This window comes from Sinorhizobium alkalisoli (genome assembly GCF_008932245.1).
Classification (GTDB): Bacteria; Pseudomonadota; Alphaproteobacteria; order Rhizobiales; family Rhizobiaceae; genus Sinorhizobium; species Sinorhizobium alkalisoli.
The window spans coordinates 981878-1001085 of sequence record NZ_CP034909.1 but is presented as its reverse complement, the minus strand read 5'-3'; the positions used below and the strand labels follow the sequence as shown (position 1 = coordinate 1001085).

The window sequence follows — 19208 nt, the reverse complement described above, 5'->3', positions numbered from 1 at the left end:
CCTTAGCGCTCGATCGTACCGGTGCGGCGGATCTTCTTCTGCAGCAGAAGCACGCCGTAGAGCAGCGCTTCTGCCGTGGGAGGACAGCCTGGCACGTAGATGTCGACGGGCACGACGCGATCACAGCCGCGCACGACCGAATAGGAATAATGATAGTAACCGCCGCCATTGGCACAGGAGCCCATGGAGATGACGTAACGCGGCTCGGGCATCTGGTCGTAGACCTTGCGCAGAGCCGGCGCCATCTTGTTGGTGAGCGTGCCGGCGACGATCATGACGTCCGACTGACGCGGCGACGCGCGCGGCGCAAAGCCGAAGCGCTCGGCGTCGTAACGCGGCATCGACATCTGCATCATCTCAACGGCGCAACAGGCGAGACCGAAGGTCATCCACATCAGCGAACCGGTGCGCGCCCAGTTGATCAGTTCGTCGGTCGAGGTTACGAGGAAACCCTTATCGGCCAGCTCGTTGTTGATCTCACCAAAGAACGCGTCATTGCTGCCGATCGGCTTGCCGGTCGCGGGGTCGAGAATTCCCTTCGGCTGCGGCGCAACGAGCGTGGTGCCGGATGCTAGTTCCATTCCAGCGCTCCCTTCTTCCATTCATAGATAAAGCCGACCGTCAGGACCAGGAGGAAGGCCATCATCGACCAGAAGCCGAACCAGCCCACCTCCTTGAAAGAGACCGCCCAGGGAAAGAGGAACGCGACCTCGAGATCGAAGATGATGAAGAGGATCGACACGAGATAGAAGCGGATGTCGAACTTCATGCGGGCGTCGTCGAACGCATTGAAGCCGCACTCATAGGCCGACAGCTTTTCCGAATCCGGCGCTTTGAAGGCGACGGCAAAGGGAGCGACAAGGAGAGCGAGGCCGATCACAAGCGCGATTCCAAGGAAAATCGCGATCGGAACATAGGAACCGAGAAGTTCAGTCATTTTTATCCGTCCCTGCCTGCGGAGCGCGCTGGGAGACGCACTTTGAACACATATAGCCGCAGGCCGAAAATCATGTTGCAACGCCAGAGTGGTTAGCGCAGCATGCGCCTGGGCGCAAGCCTCGAACGGGGATTTAAACCGGTTCGCGGCACAGCTTTGCAGCGCTTTGTCTCACCGTTGACGCAGGCGAGCCCCGAGGCACGGTGACGGGCCGAAGCATCACAGTCCGCAGGCCGGGACAGATTGCCGCAGCGCAACAGATGAGGGGGGGGGGGGCCGAAGTGGGAATGATGGAGAAATGGCGCGAGTGACGGGGCTCGAACCCGCGACCTCCGGCGTGACAGGCCGGCACTCTAACCGACTGAGCTACACCCGCGCATCGTGGCCTGATGGCCATTATCTCATCATCGGCACATTTTGAGAATGCCGAGAACCAGTTTCAGGAGTGGCGCGAGTGACGGGGCTCGAACCCGCGACCTCCGGCGTGACAGGCCGGCACTCTAACCGACTGAGCTACACCCGCATCCTCTTGTACTCACCGGAGCGCTTGCGCACCCCGCTCAAGGCGGCCCGGCCGTCTTGATGAGCGGCTAACTAAGCGGTTCGCATTGGGGTGTCAAGCGTGTTTGAAGACAAATCCGTGACGGGCCGAATTTTGATCCACAGGGGTCGTAATTCGCTCCCAGAAGCGAGCCGCAGGCGGTCCGCTGGAGCACCTGTTGAGGTGCCGCTAGTCCGGGTCCAGGGCTTCGCCGACCTCGGCACGCTCTGCAGCGACCGCAAACATGCGGAAGCCCCTTCCCCACGTCATCTTCGGCCGCTCGTCCCCCTCCCCGTGCGTCATGCTCGGTCTTACGTCAGCCCCTCTCCAAGTTTCATCTTGCCAGGCCCAGCCTCTGCCGCACAGTACAGCGTGCGTGACCGCGGCTCTACAGACCAGCCGCTCGGCGGTGCATTCCGCGTTCAAGGGCTTGTAACTGGATCCTCGGTTCAAGGCAGCTCAAGGCCGAGGATGACGGAGGAGGAAGGGACCGCCGCCCAGATTCGGAACGTCCCACCAAAAAAAAAGAAAAAAGAGCCGAAATCCTCTTGCGGTTTTTCCCGGTTGCGCATAGATCACGCCCACCGACGCGGCGGACACGGATCCGAGAACGCGAGGGCGATTAGCTCAGTTGGTAGAGCGCCTCGTTTACACCGAGGATGTCGGGAGTTCGAGTCTCTCATCGCCCACCATTCCCCATTTTCGACCGCAGTATCTTCATGCTTTCGTTGGCTCTGTGACGGCACGCAAAAATGCACTGCAGGCACGGTAGCAGCCAGTAGCATTCGGGTACTTTTCGGCGTTCGGTATTAGCTTCTGATCAACAAAGCCACGTCCTATGTGTCGGGCAAACGTGTAGCGTTTTGCGTCCAGAACCGTTCTCCATTTCGCTTCTAGGGAACTATTCAACGACGGGAATGCACGACCCTTACCATCGTCAAAAGGGCAGAAGAACCTCCTCCGACTGCGCAAGACGCCCGATCGGTTCCAATCCTCCAGGCGCCGATCAAATTCAGGGACCCCCCGACGCCTCCTCTCGGCTCAGGATCCGTTATACCGGGCATCCTGCTTCTTCGACAACCTGCCTTCCCTCGGAATCCTTCCGCCCAGGAGTTCCGCCATCAGCGAAGACGCCTTGGAGACGAACCCCGGTGCCGCAATGTTCTCTGGAGCAGACTTCCCGTTCTGGTTGGCAGAAGGTGCATTGTCCGGCAGGCGGAGCTTGCTGGCAATACGCGGGTCTATCGCTTCGATGATTATAGATTGTTCACCAGACTTACCCGCAAGATATGGGGGTTGCTGATACTGTGGGTTGTGCCCTAAAGTCGTCATCTCGGTGTCACAATGCTTACCGGCTCCCCGATCAGGACAGCATGGAAATTCCCGCCCGCCCAAGGACAGGAGGTCCCCTTTGACCCACCCGATCAACCTTCAACGTCTGGCTCGCCAGCAGTTTTCGCGTTCGTCAAGCCAATCCGCAGAAGACAACTTCCAGGCTGCACTCGGCAGAGCACAAAATTCTCGACCAACCCGGGACGACAACAGGCCGCGGGACACGCAGACGCCAGGCGGCGTTGTCATCCACAAGATCAAGTGCGGTGATACCGTCATCGAGATCGGTGAGGGTCATGGCTACAGTCTCGATCAGCTGCAACTGATGAATCCGGATTTGCGGGACAACCCAGATCTGATCGTAGAAGGCGACACACTCACAGTTCTGGACCAGAGGCTCTTCAACAACGTGAAAGCCGCCATCAAAACGACGGACGAAGCCGTCTCGGCGCAGGCCTCCTATGAAGAGATGACCACAAACCAGGCCGATGTCCCTCCCCATGTGCGCAAGCTCATGGCCATCGAGGCGCCTTCAGTCCGGCAGACCGCCGCGGAAAAACGGCGCGAGGCTGCGGAATTTCTAACACCGGGCCTGCTGGAAGAAGGGCTCGCAAACGCGCTCGACGAGACCGCCATGAACGAAGCGCTCGACGCCCATGCGGCCGCGATCGCGCCGGTCGGAGATGGGCATCCGGGTTTCGAAGCGATCATCAACGAGGCAAAAACCGGGGCGCGTGAGCAGATCAATGACATCTTCGGACGGAAGGTCGAGTTCACCGATCAGACCACGGGTAGGAAGAGAACCGCAAATCTGCGCGAGCTGATGGCCGAGGCGGAAGGCACTCCGACCGCATCGAGACAGCGGGACGCATCTGCTGAGTGGCAGAACGTGCAGCATGCCATGGTGGGGCTGATGGACGCCCTGTCCCAGGAAGCCGTCAAGACAAATGGCGGCAAGGGAGCAAATGAAAAGCTGATCCAGACCCAGGCGGTGCAGAATGTCGCCCAGATCCTGGCGGCGGCAACACCGAACCGGGAAACGCCCCTGGAAAATGATCCCTATATATCGACCGTCAACGTCGCAGCCGACGAGATCCTTGTTAGGCGGTCCGTCAGGGCAGTCAACGACGTCGCAAATGACCTGGATGCCGCTCTCGATTCACCGAATTCCATCCCGGAACTGGCGGAGCTCGTTGCCCAGACCGAGGGCATCGATATCGATCTTGCCGTCCAGCGCGTCGAGGGGTCGCAGTCCACCGTCGATTCCGCGGTATTCGATCTTTTCCGCAACCAGGTCGACCACGGCATGGGCGCGATCATGGCCGATGACCTCCGGGTTCAGGATGCCATGACCAAGCTGACGATCCTCGCGGACCGGATGCACACGTCGAAGGGCGAAGAAGCGATCCAGGAACTCGCCTCGTCGATCGTGCGGGCGATCCATTCAACCGGAGAAAAATCCCGCCAGTCGTCCGAAAGCCTGGCGATCCAGATCGGACGTGGCCTGAGAGAAGCGATCGCCAGTGGCCACAGCCCGGCACTTGCGCAGGAGGTTTCGCGCCAGTTGATGGACCCGAGCGTCGTTGGTGCAGGCAACAAATACGAGACGGAAGCCTCCAGTATTCTCCGGCAGGCAGGAATGGGGGTCGAAAAGCTTCAGGAGACTGCGGAGTCCACTGGAAAGGATTTTTACGAAAAGATCGTCTACGTCTCCGAGATCGGGCGGCAGAATATCGGAGAATCCAGCACGTTTTCCCATGCGGATGGCGTGAACTCGCTACTGGAATCGGAAAAATCCCTGGTGGAAAAGACCGACCACTATGGTGAAGCGATCGTCCTGACGCTGGCATCGACGCAGGAGATGCCTCCCGAATTACAGGGGCTGGAAGGCGCTCGGTATCTGCAGGATGCGCGTAATTCTCTGAAGGATGAGGTCGATCAGGAAATCGTCACCGGCGAAGGGAAAGATGCGGAGATCAATTCGATCCCGCTGCTGACCCAGTCGAGCCCGAGCGCGGCGCTGGCATCGCAGCGTGTGGCGCAGGATGCTGCGCTCGACAGGATGAAGGATGTGCCTGCGGAAGATCTCAACCGGCTCGTTGAGGAACTCGGCAAATTGCCGGCAGACGATCCCTATGCCGAGATGGCGACGCAACTCCATTCGCTGGAGGACCCCAAGACCGTTCTCTACGAGAACCCGGCTTTGACGCTTGCACTGCTAGATCGCTTCAGCAGCGCGGATCAAGCCCAGCCGGATGTGCGTCCGGCTCCGAACGCCGGCTTCCTCTCCCGTACCGGACGCGACGTCCTGCTGGAAGTTTTCAAATTCCAGACGCAGGGTGGCGGCGGACTGATCCCGGGCATTTCTCCCATACAGCCCTCGGCCGATACGCGTTTCGACGCGATGGACCGGCGCCTCGATGCGCTGCAAAATCGCCTCAGCGCGCAGAGCGGCACAGCCGGGCGCCTTTCCGGACTGACGGGCATTGCCCGGGACCTCTGGCTCAAGACCTATCCTATCCAGACGATCGAGGCCCGCACCGGGCTCAATGCCCATACCCCTTCCATACCTTTCGTCAACACCGGCTCTGCCCTGCTCAACCTGTGGGGAACCGCGACTCTCACCCAGTCCGATGTGCCTATGGATCAGGCCTGGGGGTGGTATTTCGCGGGCGGCACAGCCAAGGATCTGGCCCTTGCCGTCGATGGTGCGCGCGCGTGGAAAACCGGCCGGGCCGGTTTCTCGCAGATTGCGGGATTACGCGGCTGGGAGTGGCTGCCACGCATCTATAATGGCACTGGCGTTGCCCTCTCGGTGCTGCAGGTTGGTCATGAACTGAGCAAGGGCGACCTGCCGATGGCCGCTGCCTGGCTCCCCGGCACGGCGGCCAGCATCTATGCGGCAATGCCTGGTGCCGTTGCGGCCGGACCCGTCGTGACCATCGGGTTCCTGCTGACGGCCGGGCTCGTCACCGGCATTAGCCAGTATCGGCATGTCCAGGACGCAAATCGCCTGGAAGGCCCGCTCGGCGCCTATCTCAGAGGTGCCGCGCCAAGTGTCGAAAAGCCGGAAAGCCTCGCCAATTGCGATGAAAATGGCGTTCCCTACCTAGCGCTAAACCCAACGCTCGCCAAAGCGCAGGGCGTCTCGCCGAGCCAGATGATCGACTATCTCTATGAGCTCGATGTGGATGAGCGCGACAGGATGATCGATTACGCCCTGCAGGTAAAGCCGAACGATAAAGGAGAGTTTCCACTGAAGAACGATCCGGATGAAATAACCGGCGGGCAAGCCACCCCATGGATGCCGCAGGGACGCGGCGTTTATATTCCCCCAGGCAGCCAGTACCCGGCGGCGGGCGATACCCGAATTCAACGCCACCAGATCGATACGGTCGAAGATTTCCAACGCTGGGCCCGCGAATATGACTATACGCTGCCCACCGGTTGATCCGGTCGATGCGTAGCAGGAGGAACTGAAACGCGTTGTACGAATTCGATCAAACACGACGCGCTTTGAGGCCGGGCCAATTGCCGATCCTGCGAGGACCACGTCGATCTGTTTTACCGACGCAGGAGCGGCATCGCCGTTCCTGATCTTGTCGGCAAGTGTGTGTGGACCTGGCCGCTGTCGTAGCGCTCGTTCGAACGTTTGTGTCCGCAGCGCCGGTACGCTTTCGCATCTGGACTAGGGTCCTGACCCTAGATCAGCCCCTGCTGATGGTCGAGCAGCTCCACCGCAGCCTTGCCTTCGCCCAGACTTCCCGGCCGCAGCACGTCGATCAACGCCTGACGCAGGATCTGGTCGTGGCCGTCATCCTGGTCGAGCTTCAGGAAGACCTCAGCTGGGTCGACGCCATTGTCCTTCATGAACTGCCAGGCGCCATCGCTGCCCTGCTGTTCGCCGACCGCTGCGATGATGCCAACCACGTCCCTTGCCTCGTCATGGGTGAGCGCGACATAGTCGCTCGGCGACGGCCCGCCGGGGAAATAGATGGTCTTCTCGATCGTATATTTCTGCGACACTTCCCGAGTGAGATCGTGGACGGATTTGCCGCGCCTGCTCTCGATCTCGGAGGGCAGGGCTGCGCGGAATCCGGTTTGCTGCAGGAACATCTCCCGGATACCCCGGTCGCTCACGTCCTGCTGCAGGAAGCGCACGAACTCCATCGTCGGGTCGTCGAAATAGCTGACGCGGTCTGCACCCCGATCATTCGGGCCCAAGTCGCGATTATCGTCGAGCCGTCGTCCGCCGTTCACATTGCCGGCGAGCGGCTGGTTCGTTTCCGCGATTCCCTCGACGAGATGGCGAAACAGGTCCGATCGACGGTCTTCGGAGGGGATAGCCGCGATCAGCGCCGTCGTCTCATAGGCGGAATGGTCGGCGGATGCGGATTTCGCGACCACCTCGATGAAGACCTCCTGCTCCTCCTTGCTGAGCGCGACGAAGGCCTCGGGCGAGGTCACGCCGGCAAACTTCTCCGCAAGGCGTTCACGTGATCCCTGGTCCTCGTTGCTGGTCAGCCGGTCATAGAAGCTGTCGGTGTCCTTGAGGCCGCGCGCCTCGGCGGCGCTGTCGGCGGCGCGGCTGAGGCCCAGCAGATCGGTGTTGTTGTTGATATATTCGGGATTGCGCGCCAGGAAATCGTCGGCGAACACCCCGGATGCGCGGTTCGCCATCGATTGCCAAAGCGCGCCACCCTGCGGCCCTTCGCCCAGCGAGCGCCCGAGCTGGACGATCTGGGCGTCGGTGAAATTGACCGATATTGTGCCAGCGATCTCCGTCTCGCCACGGCCCGAGGCTTCCCAGAGCGGGCGATAGGCCGACCGGTTGTCGAGCTGCTCGATCGTCTCGCGCGGCAACCAGTGGCTCAGATAGCCGCCTCCCGAACGGACCGTGCCGGTACTGGAAAGCTGGAACAGATCTGCATCCGCGCCTGTGCGTCCGGCGTGCTGGTTCGAGTAGTCGTCCCCGAAGAGCGGACGGCGGGAAAGCTCATAGCTGAAATAGGTATTGTCCTCGGTCCGGGTCTCACCGCGGGTGATCGTCTTGGCCTCCATCGGGATGACGAAGGATGGACGATTGCCCTCGGTGTCGCGCCGGCTCGTCGAAGCGATCCTGATCCCCGGCATCAGCTCGTCGCCGGGCTTGAGCTGGCGGCGAAGGAAGTCGTTCAGATCCGCCCGGCGATCGCTGTACTCGGTCTTGGCCCGGTCGAGGGCGTTGCGGGCTTCCTCGGTGCGGTCCTTGTCATAGGTGGTTTGCGCTTCGGACAGGGCGCCTCCGGACGCCAGAAAATTGTCGCGCACACTGCGGTAGGTCTCGGCAGTGTCGCCCTGGAACCGGCCTTCGGTGGTCAAGGCACCGGGCAGCAGGCCTTCGGTGAGATAGCGGTCGAGCGCCTGACGCGCCTCTCCCTGCAGCGCGGGCTTGCCGTCAGCGCCGGCCGGCGCTGTGATCTCGAGCGTCTCGCCGCGCATGTGCGCATCCCAATGGTGACCGCCCGGGCCGACACCGTAGATGCCCACGTTCCACGACCAGTCGCGGATCGGCTCGTCATAGCGCGAGACCGTCCAGCTTTTCTCGCCAGTGCGGCCGACTTCGGTCGTGACATTGAGGCCACCGCCCTTGCCCCCGCCGACGTTGACCAGCCAGGCAAAACCCATCGCCCGGAACGACGTTGCTTCCTGTGCGGTCGAGGTCACACGCACGCCCGCGGGCAGGTCGAGGGGCGTTATCTCGCCGCGCGCAATTCGGTCGTGATAGGATTTCGCCTGGCGCTCGGCGGCGTCGACATCGCCATCGACGACATCGACCGAAACGGCGACATTGCTGCCGTCGCCGTGCGTGAAACCCAGCCCGGCCGCACGCCCCGCTTTCCCGTGCATGCCGCCGAGATCCACGCCGAAGACCGAGGGGTCTGAATACGTCACGCTGGCGGAGCCCCCGGCGCTGCCAACGCCCAGCAGGTCAAGCCGCGTAGTGGGCCGGCTCGGATCATGATGGAGACCGAACTGGCCGAGCGTCCAGCCGGTGCCGCCGAAGACGCTGCCGCCCGTCAGCCCGCCGCCGTCCGGATCCCAAGTGACCATCGGCCAGAACTGGTAGCGGCTGGTGCTCCATTCGGTGACTGCGCCGATGCCGCTCGGCACCCACTCGCCATTCCCGTTGCGTCCCATCTGGAACTGCACGCCCATCGAACGGCGTTCGCTCGGACTGAACGGCGCGGCCAGCGCGGTGGCGAAGCGCTCGATCGTGCCATCGGGCGCATTCGCCCAGTTGACGCCGGCGATCTTGGGGGTGCGGCCCCGGCTTCCTTCGGTCTCGTCGCCCTTGCCGACGAAGAAGGTGACGCCGCCTCCAGCCTCACTCCAACGCCCCATGACCTTGGCAAATTGGGAATCGGGGTCGGGCCGCCCCTTTGGCGCTTTCGGCAGCCGCTGGATCTTGGACAACAGCACGACCTCACCGTTTTCGGGGAAGACCTGGAACAGACCATGCGCCTGATATTTCACCTTCTCGTTGGTGCCAGGCACGAGCCGCTGGTCGAGGTTCTGCGCCATCTGCGGCGGGTAACCCTTGACAAGCCCGAACAGGCCCACGCCACCCATCGGGTCCATCAGGTTGGAAACGATGATGTTGCCGTCCCTGAGCTGGAGCCCGTTACGGAAGCTGGGTGACTGCGCATATTGCAGCGGATTGACGTATTCGATCTGCTTGGTGCCGCTCGGTGTGGTGAAGCCCAGCGCGAAAAGCTCGGCATCCTCCCTCGGGGCGACGTCCTTCATCGTCGGCAGCACCTGGATTTCGAGTATCTCCTGGGCTTCACGGAGCTGCGCCGCGCCATAGGCTGCTGCCGACTTGTCGCCCCAGGGAGCCGCCTCGGTCTTGCCGGTGACCGGGTCGACGCCGCCGATCAGTTCCTCCAGCTTGATGGTCGCGGCGGGGCTGTCCTCGAACAAGGTCGTCAGTTCGTCAGCCGATTCCAGCCCCCAGCGTTCCCAGACGGGCTTGAGTTGCGACTGGCTGATCGGGTCATATCCGCCGTGAAAATGGGCGCTCCAGGTCGCCTGGATGGATAGGGCGGTTTCCGGATCGACTCCCATGTTGAGCAAATGCCCGAGCGGACCGTCGATCGACTGGAGCTGGTTGTACTGCTCTTGAGTGATCGGCCGCCCTAGATGGTGTGACGCGATTTCCCAGGGCCGCTCCACCACGGTCCGGCGAAGCTCGTCGCGGCTGATGCCCAATTCCTCCCACAGCGGGCGGCGGTTCTCGCCGGTCACGGGGTCGGCGCCGCCATACATACTCGTGTAGGCCGCCCGCTCCAGCGGATTGCCATCCGCCATCGTCTCGGCCAGTTTCTCGGTGGGTACGCCATAGGTCTCTTCCGGTGTGCGCTGGATCTCGCCCTTGTAGCCGGGGCCGCCCAAATAGCGGGTAGCGAGGTCCTGCCGGAGCGTTTCCGCCTCACTCAGGGGCTTTTCCAGCTGTGGCGGCGAAGGCGTCGTCGAAGAGCCAACCGTCAGGCCGCGTTCCTCGATCGCTGCCTTGACGGCGTTGCCGGCGGGGCCTGCATCCAGCCAGTCGCTGCTCATCATCCTCAAGGCTGCGGCCCGTCGCTCCGCCTTCGGCAGGTTGTCCAGATAGGCCCCGACGTCGCGCTGCATGTCCTCGCCTTCGGCGGCAAAGTCGATTTTCGAAGGCTCGTCGGCATAGGCGAGCTTGTTGCCGCGGCCATAAAGATCCTCGATGAAGGCGGCCTCTCCCTTGGGCACGCCCTTGTCGTCGACGGGGCCTTGCGCAACGAGTTCCGGCGAGGCGAACGGCACGATCACCACGTCATTGGGGTCGACCGCCGCCGACTTCGCCGTCATCTTGATCCGGTTGGCGGCCATGAGATCGTCGAGGCTGACATGATTCTCCTGGGCGATCTCCCATAGACTGTCTCCCTTCTCGACGACGATCGCCTTCTCCGTAAGAGGATCGATCGTCTTCGGCCCTCCTGCCTCGGCTCGCTCGCGCACGGCTTGGTTGATCTGCTCGACGAAGAACCGCCGCAGCTCTTCGGAAACGGCGGTGGCGCGACCGCCATTTGCGTCATAGCGGTTCTTGCCCTCGATATCGATGCGATAGGACATGGGCGGGATCTCCTTGGCTCCATGCGGCATGCGAGGATGCACATTCGGCGAAAAGGCGCGGCAAACGAAGAATTGTCTCGGAAATCAAGACACTAGTGAGTTGCTCGCGAGCGCGCGCGGGCCACTATGGCGGGCCTGCTTAACGGTTTGATGACAGGGATTGGATTTCTTGCGCCCCGCGTGAGGGCAGTTATCGAGGCGCAGTGCCAGCGAGGCCGCGCAGCATCGCCGGCGCTTCCTTCAGGATGGCGAACTCCGCAACCATGTATTGCATGAGATAGTTAATGTAGAGCACGATCAGGATCGCAAAGAGCAGGTTCTTGATCGCCAGCGACAGATCGAAGACGTGAAGCTGCGGCGACATGCGTGAGAGGTAGGCAAGCATCAGATCGGCAATGAGCAGAGCGAGCACGATCGGCGCGATCAGCAGAACGCCGATTTGCATGACCCGGTCCAGAATGGCGAGCACGGCCTCGGCTGCGCCGGAACCGAGGTTCGGCGAGAAGCTGGTGACCGGCCAGATCTCATAGCTTCTGTAATAGGTATCGGCGAGCAGGGAAAAGCCGCCCGACTGGAAGAACAGGGCGACCAGCGTCAGGACGAAGAAGGTTCCAGCGATGCTGGTTTCCGTCACCTGCAGCGGATCGACGAGCTGCGCCGACGTCGAGCCTCGCTGCAGGTCGACGAGATCGCCGGCGACTTCGGCCGCCCAGAAGGGTATGCCGAGCACCACGCCGATGATGAGGCCGAGAATGATTTCCTTCAGGATCAGGCCGGTCATCGTCAGGGTCGAGAGGCTTTGCCCCTCCGCGAGCGTCGCCGTGAAGCTCGGTATCAGCGGCAGAGCGATGGCGATCGCCACCCCCGAGCGGATTAGTCCGGTGAGCCCGAGCCGGACGAAGGCCGGCGTGACGACGATCATCCCCAGCGCCCGCGCCATGGCGATGGCTGCGCCCGCGAGCACCGGATAGATGGCATCGAGCATCGCAGATGTGGTGGCAATAGGATCCACACGCCACCTACCGCGTCAAAGCCGGAAAGATATCGAGCGTGTTGCTGGCGAAATTGGCGACCTGCACCGCGAGCACCGGCCCGAGAACGATCAAGGCCAACATGACGGCGACGAGCTTGACGGCCTGTGGGAGGGTTTGGTCCTGGATCTGCGTCAAAGCCTGTATCAGGCCGACACTGACCCCGATGACGATGGCGATCGCGAGTGCCGGGGCCGACGCGAACAGGACGGTCAGTAGCGCTTTCTGCATTTGAGCGAGGAAGGCAGTTTGATCCATCGGCCTTATCCGTAGCTCAGGATCAGACCGTGCATCAGTCGTGACCAGCCGTTGACGGCGACGAAGAGGAAGATCTTCAGCGGAATCGAGATCAGCGTCGGAGAAACCATCATCATGCCCATCGCCATCAGCACGGTCGAGACGATGAGATCGATGACCAGAAACGGAAGATAGAGCAGGAAGCCGATCTCGAAGGCGCGGGTCAGCTCCGAACTGACAAAGGCCGGCACGAGGATGAGAAGGCTATCGGTCTTCACCTGCGCCCTGGCCTTTTCTGACCAGATGCGTTCGGTTGCCTGCATGAAGAACTGGCGCTCGTTCTCGTCCGTGTAGCGGGTGAGGTGCGCCTGCAGCGGTACGCGCAGCGAATCGGCTGCCCGCATCATGCTATCCATTGATTGGACGTCGATCTGCTCGCTGGAGAGCGTGCGGTACATCTCGCCGACCAGAGGCGTCGTCACGTACACTGTGAGGATCAGCGCGACGCCGTAAAGCACGAGATTTGGCGGCGATTGCTGGATGCCAAGCGCGTTTCGGATCAGGAACAGGACGATGGAGATTTTCAAGAATCCTGTCATCGTCACCACGGCGAGCGGAATGAGGCCGATCGTCGATACAATGATGATGATCGGTATGAGATTGGTCGTCTCACCCATCGGTCGAAAGCCGTACAATGCGTACGCCGAGACCTTCGCCGATCCTGATCAGCTCGCCCTTCCCGACCAGGCGACCATTCGCCATGATGTTGACAGGGCTGGAAAGGTTCGGGCTTGCATGAAGCACCGTTCCCTCCCCCATTTTGGCCACTTCCTTGAGCGGAAACTCCGCCCGTCCGATCTCGAATACGAGTTGTACCGGCAGGTCCGCGAGCGGTCCGAGCTCGTCGGACGACGTTTCCTGTTTTGCCATGAAGGAATGTTCCCAACTTGTTTTCAGGTTTCGCCAGCCGGAGATCAGCACGTAGCCTGCATCGCTCCGGCGCAGGGAGGCGATCATGTGATTTGAGATAAGGGCAAAGGGTTCGTTCGTTTGAGACTGCTGACACATAACGATGTCGCCGACCTGCAGACTTTCCAACTCGCCGGCGCTTAATTGCTGTGTTCCGGCGCAGAGCCGGATGGGTTGAACCAGTTCCGCTGTAATCCTGTTCAGAGGGCTTGTGGGGCGAGCAAAGGCCCTGCCGATCTTGAACGCCGCGCCGGTGCTCAGGTGAAGTTGGGCATAGTGGGGCAAGCCGCCGAGCTCGATCATCCATGAAAGCTCGATCGGGCAGCCCGTTGCCCTGTCGTGCGAACCGAGGCGCAGCGGTTCACCGACAAGATTCTCCAACGCGTCAAGATAAAAGGAGAGGGCTTCCTCCAAGAGGATATTGCGCTGCAGGGGCGTCAACGTCGCCATTTTCGCACGAACCCCGAGCGCTGGTGCGAGCTCGTCGAGGGCACCCGAGGGAATCATGAGGCGCCCGGCCGACGCGCCGATGAGAAAGGGCAGCTCGACCGGCTCCGTTAGAGCTCGGCTGTCCTGCGTAGGTTGGACGGAAACGTTCACGGCCGCCAGCGGGAGTCGAAAAGCAATGCGGATCCTTGCCAGCGCGTTGAACGCGTCGACATGCGCGGCGGCAATGTCCGGCAGCCAGGAAGAGTCCTCCGCAACAGAGCGAACATCCGCGGCCCGGGCGCGGTCCTCTGCAGACATCCTCATCCGGTCACCTGGAGCGCTTTCGGTTGTTTGCGCGAACGGCATCCTCCTCGTCGATCTCGCTAAGGACGTTTGCTCGCTTGGCATCCAGGCGGCGCTTTTCCTCGGCTAACAGCGAGACGCGCTCATGCAGCTTCTGTTTGACCCGATACTCGGCCGCAAGCTCTCGCTTCCGCCTTGCCTCCCGCAATTCACTCTGTCGAGCCGCGTGAATTTCCTCCTCCAGCCGGCGGGCACGGTGATCCAAGGCGTCCAGGGCACCGCGGTAACTCTCGAGATCGCGCTGATCGAGCGGGCCGTGCACGAACTGCGAATAGAGAGCCTCCTCCTGCAGTCTGCGCCCCGCCTCATGCGCAAGGCTCTCGTGTTTCGCTGCCTCGACGGCACGGGCAGCCTGTCGGTGGCGGCTATGCTGGCGCTCTGCCTCAACTTCCGCGCGCCGCATTCTCAATGCCCGCAATTCGACGAGTCGGCGCAAATCGAATTTCCCGGTCACGATGCGATCCTCTTCAGCTGCTCCTCGGTGGTCTCCAAAGACGCGAACTCGTTGTTGTCCTGCCTCAGGAAGGCTTCGATTGCCTCGCGTTTTTCGATCGCTTCGTCCGACAAAGCATCAACGCCGCGCTCGTACTCCCCTACCCGCAGCAGCAGTTCGATTTCCTCGTATCGTGCAAGCAGTGCACGAATGTGAGAGGCGTTCTCCCGATGTGCCTTGCCTGCGACGCTTTCCATCAGGCGGCTGCGGCTCTTCAGCACGTCGATCGCGGGAAAGAAGTTGCGCTCGGCCAAACTGGAACTCAGCATGATATGGCCGTCGAGAATGGCTTTGGTTTCCTCGGCGACAGGGTCAAGCGTCCCGTCACCCTCGGTCAGCACCGTGTAGAGCGCCGTGATCGTACCACCTCGTCCAGGCCCTGCCCTTTCCAACAAACGGGGCAGCGCGGCAAAAAGAGAGGGCGGATAGCCGCGGCGGGTTGGCGGCTCGCCCGCCGCAAGTCCAATCTCGCGTTGCGCCCGGGCAAAACGGGTTACGCTGTCCATCAGAAGCAGCACGTCTTGACCTTGATCGCGAAAGTATTCGGCTATGGCGGTCGCGCCGTAGGCTGCCTTCACACGCTCGATCGCCGGGCGATCGGAAGTCGCAACGACCACGACCGAGCGCTTGCGACCCTCTTCGCCGAGCTGCCCCTCGATGAACTCCCGCACCTCGCGGCCGCGTTCGCCGACAAGTCCAATTACGACGACATCCGCTTTCGTGCCGCGAACAATGGTAGACAAGAGCGACGACTTGCCGACGCCAGGCTCTCCGAAAATGCCCACGCGCTGGCCGCGAGCTATGGTGAGCAATCCGTCGATCGCACGGACACCGAGTTGCAGAGGCTCGGTGATCAGATCGCGCCGCAGCGCATTGGGCGGCGGCCGATGTGTCGGGTAATACTTGCCCGTAACAAGCGGAGCGGTACGATCGTCAACGTCGTCGAGGACTTCTCCCAAGGGATTGAGGACTCGACCAAGGAGGCCCTCGCCAACAGGAATCTGCAACGTCTTGCCGGTGGCGATGACTTCTGCTCGCGTGGACATGCCTTCAAGTTCACCGATGGGCGTCAGCACCGCCTCCTCGCCTTCGAAACCGACGACCTCCGCTGGGACCGTTGCGCCGGAGACCGGATCCCGGAGATGGCAAAGCTCACCGATGCGGACCATCGGGGCGGTCGCATGAACGATGATTCCCGTGATCCTGCGGACGCGTCCGTGCACCGGTCGCGTGTCTGGCGCTAGCGCCCGCCTGCGTAGGCGCTGAATGAGCTCGCCAGGATCCGAAAGCGCTTGCTCGATCATGCGGCAGAGCCCGAAGCATCAGTCTGAACACCGACCAAGGCGTCGCGAATGACGGAAAGTTGCGTGTCGAGTCCAGCATCGACAACAGCCACGGCATTGGCGAGAACGCACTTGCTGCCGTCGATGCGGGGGTCAGGGAGAACCGAGATCTTGAGCGCTGCATCCTTGTTGTGCCGCTCGATGAGTTCAGCTACGCGCTCAAGCAGGGCGGGGGATACGGTTATCGTCACCTCGCGCTCATGCTGGAACGATTGCAGCGCCTGCAGCGCAAGCTTGGCGACCAGCTCCGCCTGATCGAAACGGCCAAGCAGTTTCTCGACGATCGCGAGGCTGAGTTCGGCGATCTGCCGGTCGAGCCCGGCGACATAGGTGTTGACATCGGCAGTCGTTTTCATGAGTAGGGCGGCCGCCTGACGCTCTCCTTCCAGTCTGCCGGCCTCGTAGCCCTGCTTCCTGCTCGCTTCGACAACCTGGCGCACCTGCGCGAGCTGCTTATCCGCTTCAGTTTTTGCCGCCTCGAGAAATGCGAACCCTTCGAGCCAGTGATCGCCTTCTGTCTTTCGGAGAATCTTCGTCGTCGGCCTAGTGGGGAGTTCGTTCATCAGCCCTCCCCGCCCGTGATGCCGACAACTCGGTGTTTTCGTCGCACAAGAGGCGCCGAACGATCGCCACGCCCGTTGCAATATCGGCTGCCACCGAGAAACGAATTTCGGCCTCGTCCGCCTCGCCCATCAGACGAAGCCACGCCGCCAAGGCACCCGGTAGTGAGGCCTGCCACCCAGCCCAGCATTTGCGGCCGTCGTCCTCGATTGCCTTGATCAAGGAGTCGAGGTCGCCAGGAGGCTCATGCCCGGCGGCAAGATCGCGATTTTCGACCGCGATCCGGAAAGCGCGCTCGCCGATGCGCTCTTTCATCACGGCGACTTCGCGACTTCGTATTTCGCCGGCAAGCACATGACCCCAAAATACCGCCCCCGCCAGATAGCTGTGCTGCACTACAGCCGACGGTGCCAGTGCCAGGAGCTTGAGGTCGTCTTCTTCCGGGGAGGGACAGGAGCCGACATCCGGAAGCTCGAATTTCTCCATTAGCAGCCGCAACAGTGGTCTTTGCACCCGATCGGACTGCTGCAGCCTGACGGCTGCCTCGATTGTGATCGCCTCATCATAGGCGATGACAATATGGCGCGGGTGGATGAGGCGAGCCGGGGAACTGCGGAAGGTTTCCCAGATGCTCTCCGCTTCGGCGCCCGTCGCGCCGTTTGCCGCTGAGCGCTCCGTCACTTTGCCGGACCATATGGCTGCAGAGGATAGATCTTTCGCCGCTTGCTCTGCTTGCGCCACGCAAGATAGCCGAGGCTTACCATCGCGGCCAGCAGAGCACCTGCCAGACAGCCAAAGATGAGTTTGGCCTTGGCGACGCTCGCTGGCAGCATCCAAATACCAAGGAAGGAGGTGAGTTCTGCGCCTGGGGCCGGCTCGCTCGTCCGCTGGCTCGCTACCGGCACCGCCGAGACTTTTTCGTAGGTTAGGCCGGATATGCTGTTGGCGACCAGCGTCTTTATCCGCGGAATCAGCGGGTTGACGTCGAGATCAGCTTCATGGCGAATGAAAACCGAGGCTGAAGCCGGTATCGCATTACGCTGCAGCGGGTCATTGTCCGGAAGGACGACGTGGACGCGCGCAGAGAGGACGCCGTCGATCTCGGAAACCGTCCGGGAGAGCTCCTCACTCAGCGCGTAGATCATCTGCGCGCGCTCCTGCACCGGCGAGGCAACGAGGCCTTCCTGCTTGAACACGGTGCCGAGGGTGGCGAATTTCTCTTTCGGCAACCCGGCAGTGTTGAGCACGGCGACGGCCTGCGAGAACTGATCCTCGTCAACCGTTACGGTGAGCTTGCCGTCCTTCTGCACGACGCGACTTGCGGCTATGCCATTCGACAGCAGCGTCGCGACCATCTCGTTCGCCTCGCGCTCCTCAAGATTGGTGTAAAGATCGACGCTGCAGGCCTCAAGCATCAGAACCATGAGCCCGAGCAGCAGTACACGCCAGATAGGTGAGAAACGCCACGAGATCTTCATTGACCTTTGGTAAGCGTCATTGTCGCGCTGGTGAATTGCGTGGGGCCGCGGACGATCATCTGGGTTTCGATGGCGTGATCGAAAATCTTTCCCAACGCCTCCACCAGCCGACCCGCCTCGCTGTCCGATGTACGCGTGACATCTGCTTGCGCGGCGACCGCACCAGGCGCAAATGACTGTGAGGTCGGCGTTTGGCCAGGACCGGCCAGAAGCTCGGAGCCACTCGCGAATGCCCCAGCACGCTCGACGAAGCCCTTGAGGTTGTCGACGATCGTTCGGCCGAGATCGACCGGGCTCGCGCCGTGCGGCAGGCTCTGGGCGTTCAGCGCCGAATGTTCGAACAGGTCTTGCGAAGTGATCGAGTTCGAGTCCTGCGCGGGTGGAGATATTGCGACTGTCGTATTCTCAACTGGCGGGACAACCGTCATGGTTGCGTCTCCTGTTGCTAAGTCATTCCTCGTCGGACAAGGCTTCGTTCAGCACTTCCTGAGCGATTTTCATCATCTCCTGCCCGATCAGCTGACTGCCGCCGCTTGCGACGGCTTGCTGCAGCGCCTCTTCGAATTGTGCCTGTGACGCATCTACATTCTGCATCTGAGCGGGTGTCTGCGTTGTCGCGGCTACCGATCCAGTCATCTGTTGCCCTCCTGCTGAACATCATTCGTTTCGGAATTGGTCCCCTTGCGCTCACCCTCGACCAGATCGTCCGCCACCTCCTTGTGCTGGCCACCGCGGAAGATCCGCACGCGCGGATCGTCCATCTGAGCTCTCGGAGGCGGCTGTACCGATGAGACGACCTGCTTGACCATTGCAATGAATGGAGGCGGTCCGGAAACGCGAAGTGCCGGAGCATTGTCGGTCGTGCGAATCGAGAAGCGCTCGTCCATAAGGTCCAATCGCTCGATCTCGTCTATGACCGACCGGCCGTCTGCCCTGCCGATATTGATGATCTGCGTCGAGAACTCGTCACTGGTATTGATGTGCAGGATCGAGCCGTCGAAGTACCAGATCAGCCCGTTGGCCTGGGTCAGCTCGTCAAGGAAGCCCTTGGCGGTCTCAGCGCGGACGTCACCTCGGACCTGTCCCCGGATCCTGTCAGAAACAACGACCGGAATGGAGACATTGCGACCGAACTCGTTTAGTGCGTCCCGAACATCCTGATTGATCAGGACATAGTTATAGCTGCTGTCGTACCAGCGCGGCGCGCCGGCGATGGCCGGAATCGGTGCCGCTAATATAGCAACAGCAAACATACAGAATCTCCGCGCAAGCATGACACTCTTCATGTAATACGTTCCGACTGCCCGCCTCAGTCCGGCCGAAAGCTATAACAGTATGTCCGTCCGTGCAAC

The 19208-nt window shown here is 61.6% G+C and carries 16 protein-coding genes and 3 tRNA genes; 2 read left to right on the top strand and 17 right to left on the bottom strand.

What is annotated here, in order from left to right:
* Nucleotides 1-2: 2 nt before the first annotated feature.
* The 4 genes from EKH55_RS04935 to EKH55_RS04920 all read right to left on the bottom strand — a co-directional run bounded on the left by EKH55_RS04935 (nt 3) and on the right by EKH55_RS04920 (nt 1460).
* The gene (locus EKH55_RS04935; RefSeq protein WP_003531828.1) at nt 3-581 is read right to left on the bottom strand and encodes a NuoB/complex I 20 kDa subunit family protein; all 579 of its coding nucleotides are present in this window, start codon (nt 579-581) and stop codon (nt 3-5) included.
* Nucleotides 572-937 carry an NADH-quinone oxidoreductase subunit A gene (locus EKH55_RS04930; protein WP_069460740.1) on the bottom strand — a complete coding sequence of 122 codons (366 nt, stop codon included), beginning with the start codon at nt 935-937 and terminating at the stop codon, nt 572-574. Before EKH55_RS04930 ends, EKH55_RS04935 begins: the two co-directional genes overlap by 10 nt.
* A 299-nt stretch (nt 938-1236) precedes the next feature.
* A tRNA-Asp gene (locus EKH55_RS04925) sits at nt 1237-1313 on the bottom strand.
* A 70-nt stretch (nt 1314-1383) separates the two neighbouring features.
* Nucleotides 1384-1460: transfer RNA gene (locus EKH55_RS04920), tRNA-Asp, on the bottom strand.
* A gap of 634 nt (nt 1461-2094) precedes the next feature.
* On the opposite strand from EKH55_RS04920, the gene EKH55_RS04915 reads away from it, so the two are divergent.
* Nucleotides 2095-2170 (top strand) — tRNA-Val (locus EKH55_RS04915).
* Between the two features lie 719 nt (nt 2171-2889).
* Complete coding sequence (locus EKH55_RS04910) at nt 2890-6261, top strand: hypothetical protein (protein WP_246231782.1); 3372 nt, start codon at nt 2890-2892, stop codon at nt 6259-6261.
* 251 nt (nt 6262-6512) lie between these two features.
* On the opposite strand, the gene EKH55_RS29670 is transcribed toward EKH55_RS04910, so the two are convergent.
* The 13 genes from EKH55_RS29670 to EKH55_RS04845 all read right to left on the bottom strand — a co-directional run bounded on the left by EKH55_RS29670 (nt 6513) and on the right by EKH55_RS04845 (nt 19109).
* The gene (locus tag EKH55_RS29670) at nt 6513-10952 is read right to left on the bottom strand and encodes a LysM peptidoglycan-binding domain-containing protein (protein ID WP_246231780.1); all 4440 of its coding nucleotides are present in this window, start codon (nt 10950-10952) and stop codon (nt 6513-6515) included.
* Between the two features lie 190 nt (nt 10953-11142).
* Nucleotides 11143-11937: a type III secretion system export apparatus subunit SctT gene (gene sctT, locus EKH55_RS04900; RefSeq protein ID WP_069460736.1), complete on the bottom strand. Its 795-nt coding sequence runs from the start codon at nt 11935-11937 to the stop codon at nt 11143-11145.
* 34 nt (nt 11938-11971) lie between these two features.
* Nucleotides 11972-12241 carry an EscS/YscS/HrcS family type III secretion system export apparatus protein gene (locus EKH55_RS04895; protein WP_069460735.1) on the bottom strand — a complete coding sequence of 90 codons (270 nt, stop codon included), beginning with the start codon at nt 12239-12241 and terminating at the stop codon, nt 11972-11974.
* A gap of 5 nt (nt 12242-12246) precedes the next feature.
* Complete coding sequence (gene sctR, locus EKH55_RS04890) at nt 12247-12897, bottom strand: type III secretion system export apparatus subunit SctR (protein WP_083265429.1); 651 nt, start codon at nt 12895-12897, stop codon at nt 12247-12249.
* Nucleotides 12890-13942, bottom strand: coding sequence for a type III secretion system cytoplasmic ring protein SctQ (gene sctQ, locus EKH55_RS04885; RefSeq protein WP_069460733.1), 1053 nt, complete (start codon nt 13940-13942; stop codon nt 12890-12892). The genes sctR and sctQ overlap by 8 nt, the downstream gene beginning before the upstream one ends.
* Before the next feature lie 4 nt (nt 13943-13946).
* Nucleotides 13947-14435, bottom strand: coding sequence for a YscO family type III secretion system apparatus protein (locus EKH55_RS04880; protein WP_069460732.1), 489 nt, complete (start codon nt 14433-14435; stop codon nt 13947-13949).
* Nucleotides 14432-15778 carry a FliI/YscN family ATPase gene (locus EKH55_RS04875; RefSeq protein WP_069460731.1) on the bottom strand — a complete coding sequence of 449 codons (1347 nt, stop codon included), beginning with the start codon at nt 15776-15778 and terminating at the stop codon, nt 14432-14434. Before EKH55_RS04875 ends, EKH55_RS04880 begins: the two co-directional genes overlap by 4 nt.
* Complete coding sequence (sctL, locus tag EKH55_RS04870) at nt 15775-16380, bottom strand: type III secretion system stator protein SctL (protein WP_069460730.1); 606 nt, start codon at nt 16378-16380, stop codon at nt 15775-15777. The genes EKH55_RS04875 and sctL overlap by 4 nt, the downstream gene beginning before the upstream one ends.
* A complete protein-coding gene (locus tag EKH55_RS04865) occupies nt 16361-17059 on the bottom strand; it encodes a SctK family type III secretion system sorting platform protein (RefSeq protein ID WP_069460729.1) in 699 nt (232 codons plus the stop codon). The genes sctL and EKH55_RS04865 overlap by 20 nt, the downstream gene beginning before the upstream one ends.
* The gene (gene sctJ, locus EKH55_RS04860; RefSeq protein WP_151611102.1) at nt 17056-17856 is read right to left on the bottom strand and encodes a type III secretion system inner membrane ring lipoprotein SctJ; all 801 of its coding nucleotides are present in this window, start codon (nt 17854-17856) and stop codon (nt 17056-17058) included. The genes EKH55_RS04865 and sctJ overlap by 4 nt, the downstream gene beginning before the upstream one ends.
* Nucleotides 17853-18284 carry a hypothetical protein gene (locus EKH55_RS04855; protein WP_069460727.1) on the bottom strand — a complete coding sequence of 144 codons (432 nt, stop codon included), beginning with the start codon at nt 18282-18284 and terminating at the stop codon, nt 17853-17855. Before EKH55_RS04855 ends, sctJ begins: the two co-directional genes overlap by 4 nt.
* A gap of 22 nt (nt 18285-18306) precedes the next feature.
* Entirely contained in the window at nt 18307-18492 is a 186-nt protein-coding gene (locus EKH55_RS04850; protein ID WP_069460726.1) for a hypothetical protein, read from the bottom strand.
* On the bottom strand, nt 18489-19109 hold the full coding sequence (locus EKH55_RS04845) for a type III secretion protein (RefSeq protein WP_246231777.1): 621 nt from the start codon (nt 19107-19109) through the stop codon (nt 18489-18491). Before EKH55_RS04845 ends, EKH55_RS04850 begins: the two co-directional genes overlap by 4 nt.
* Nucleotides 19110-19208: the final 99 nt, after the last annotated feature.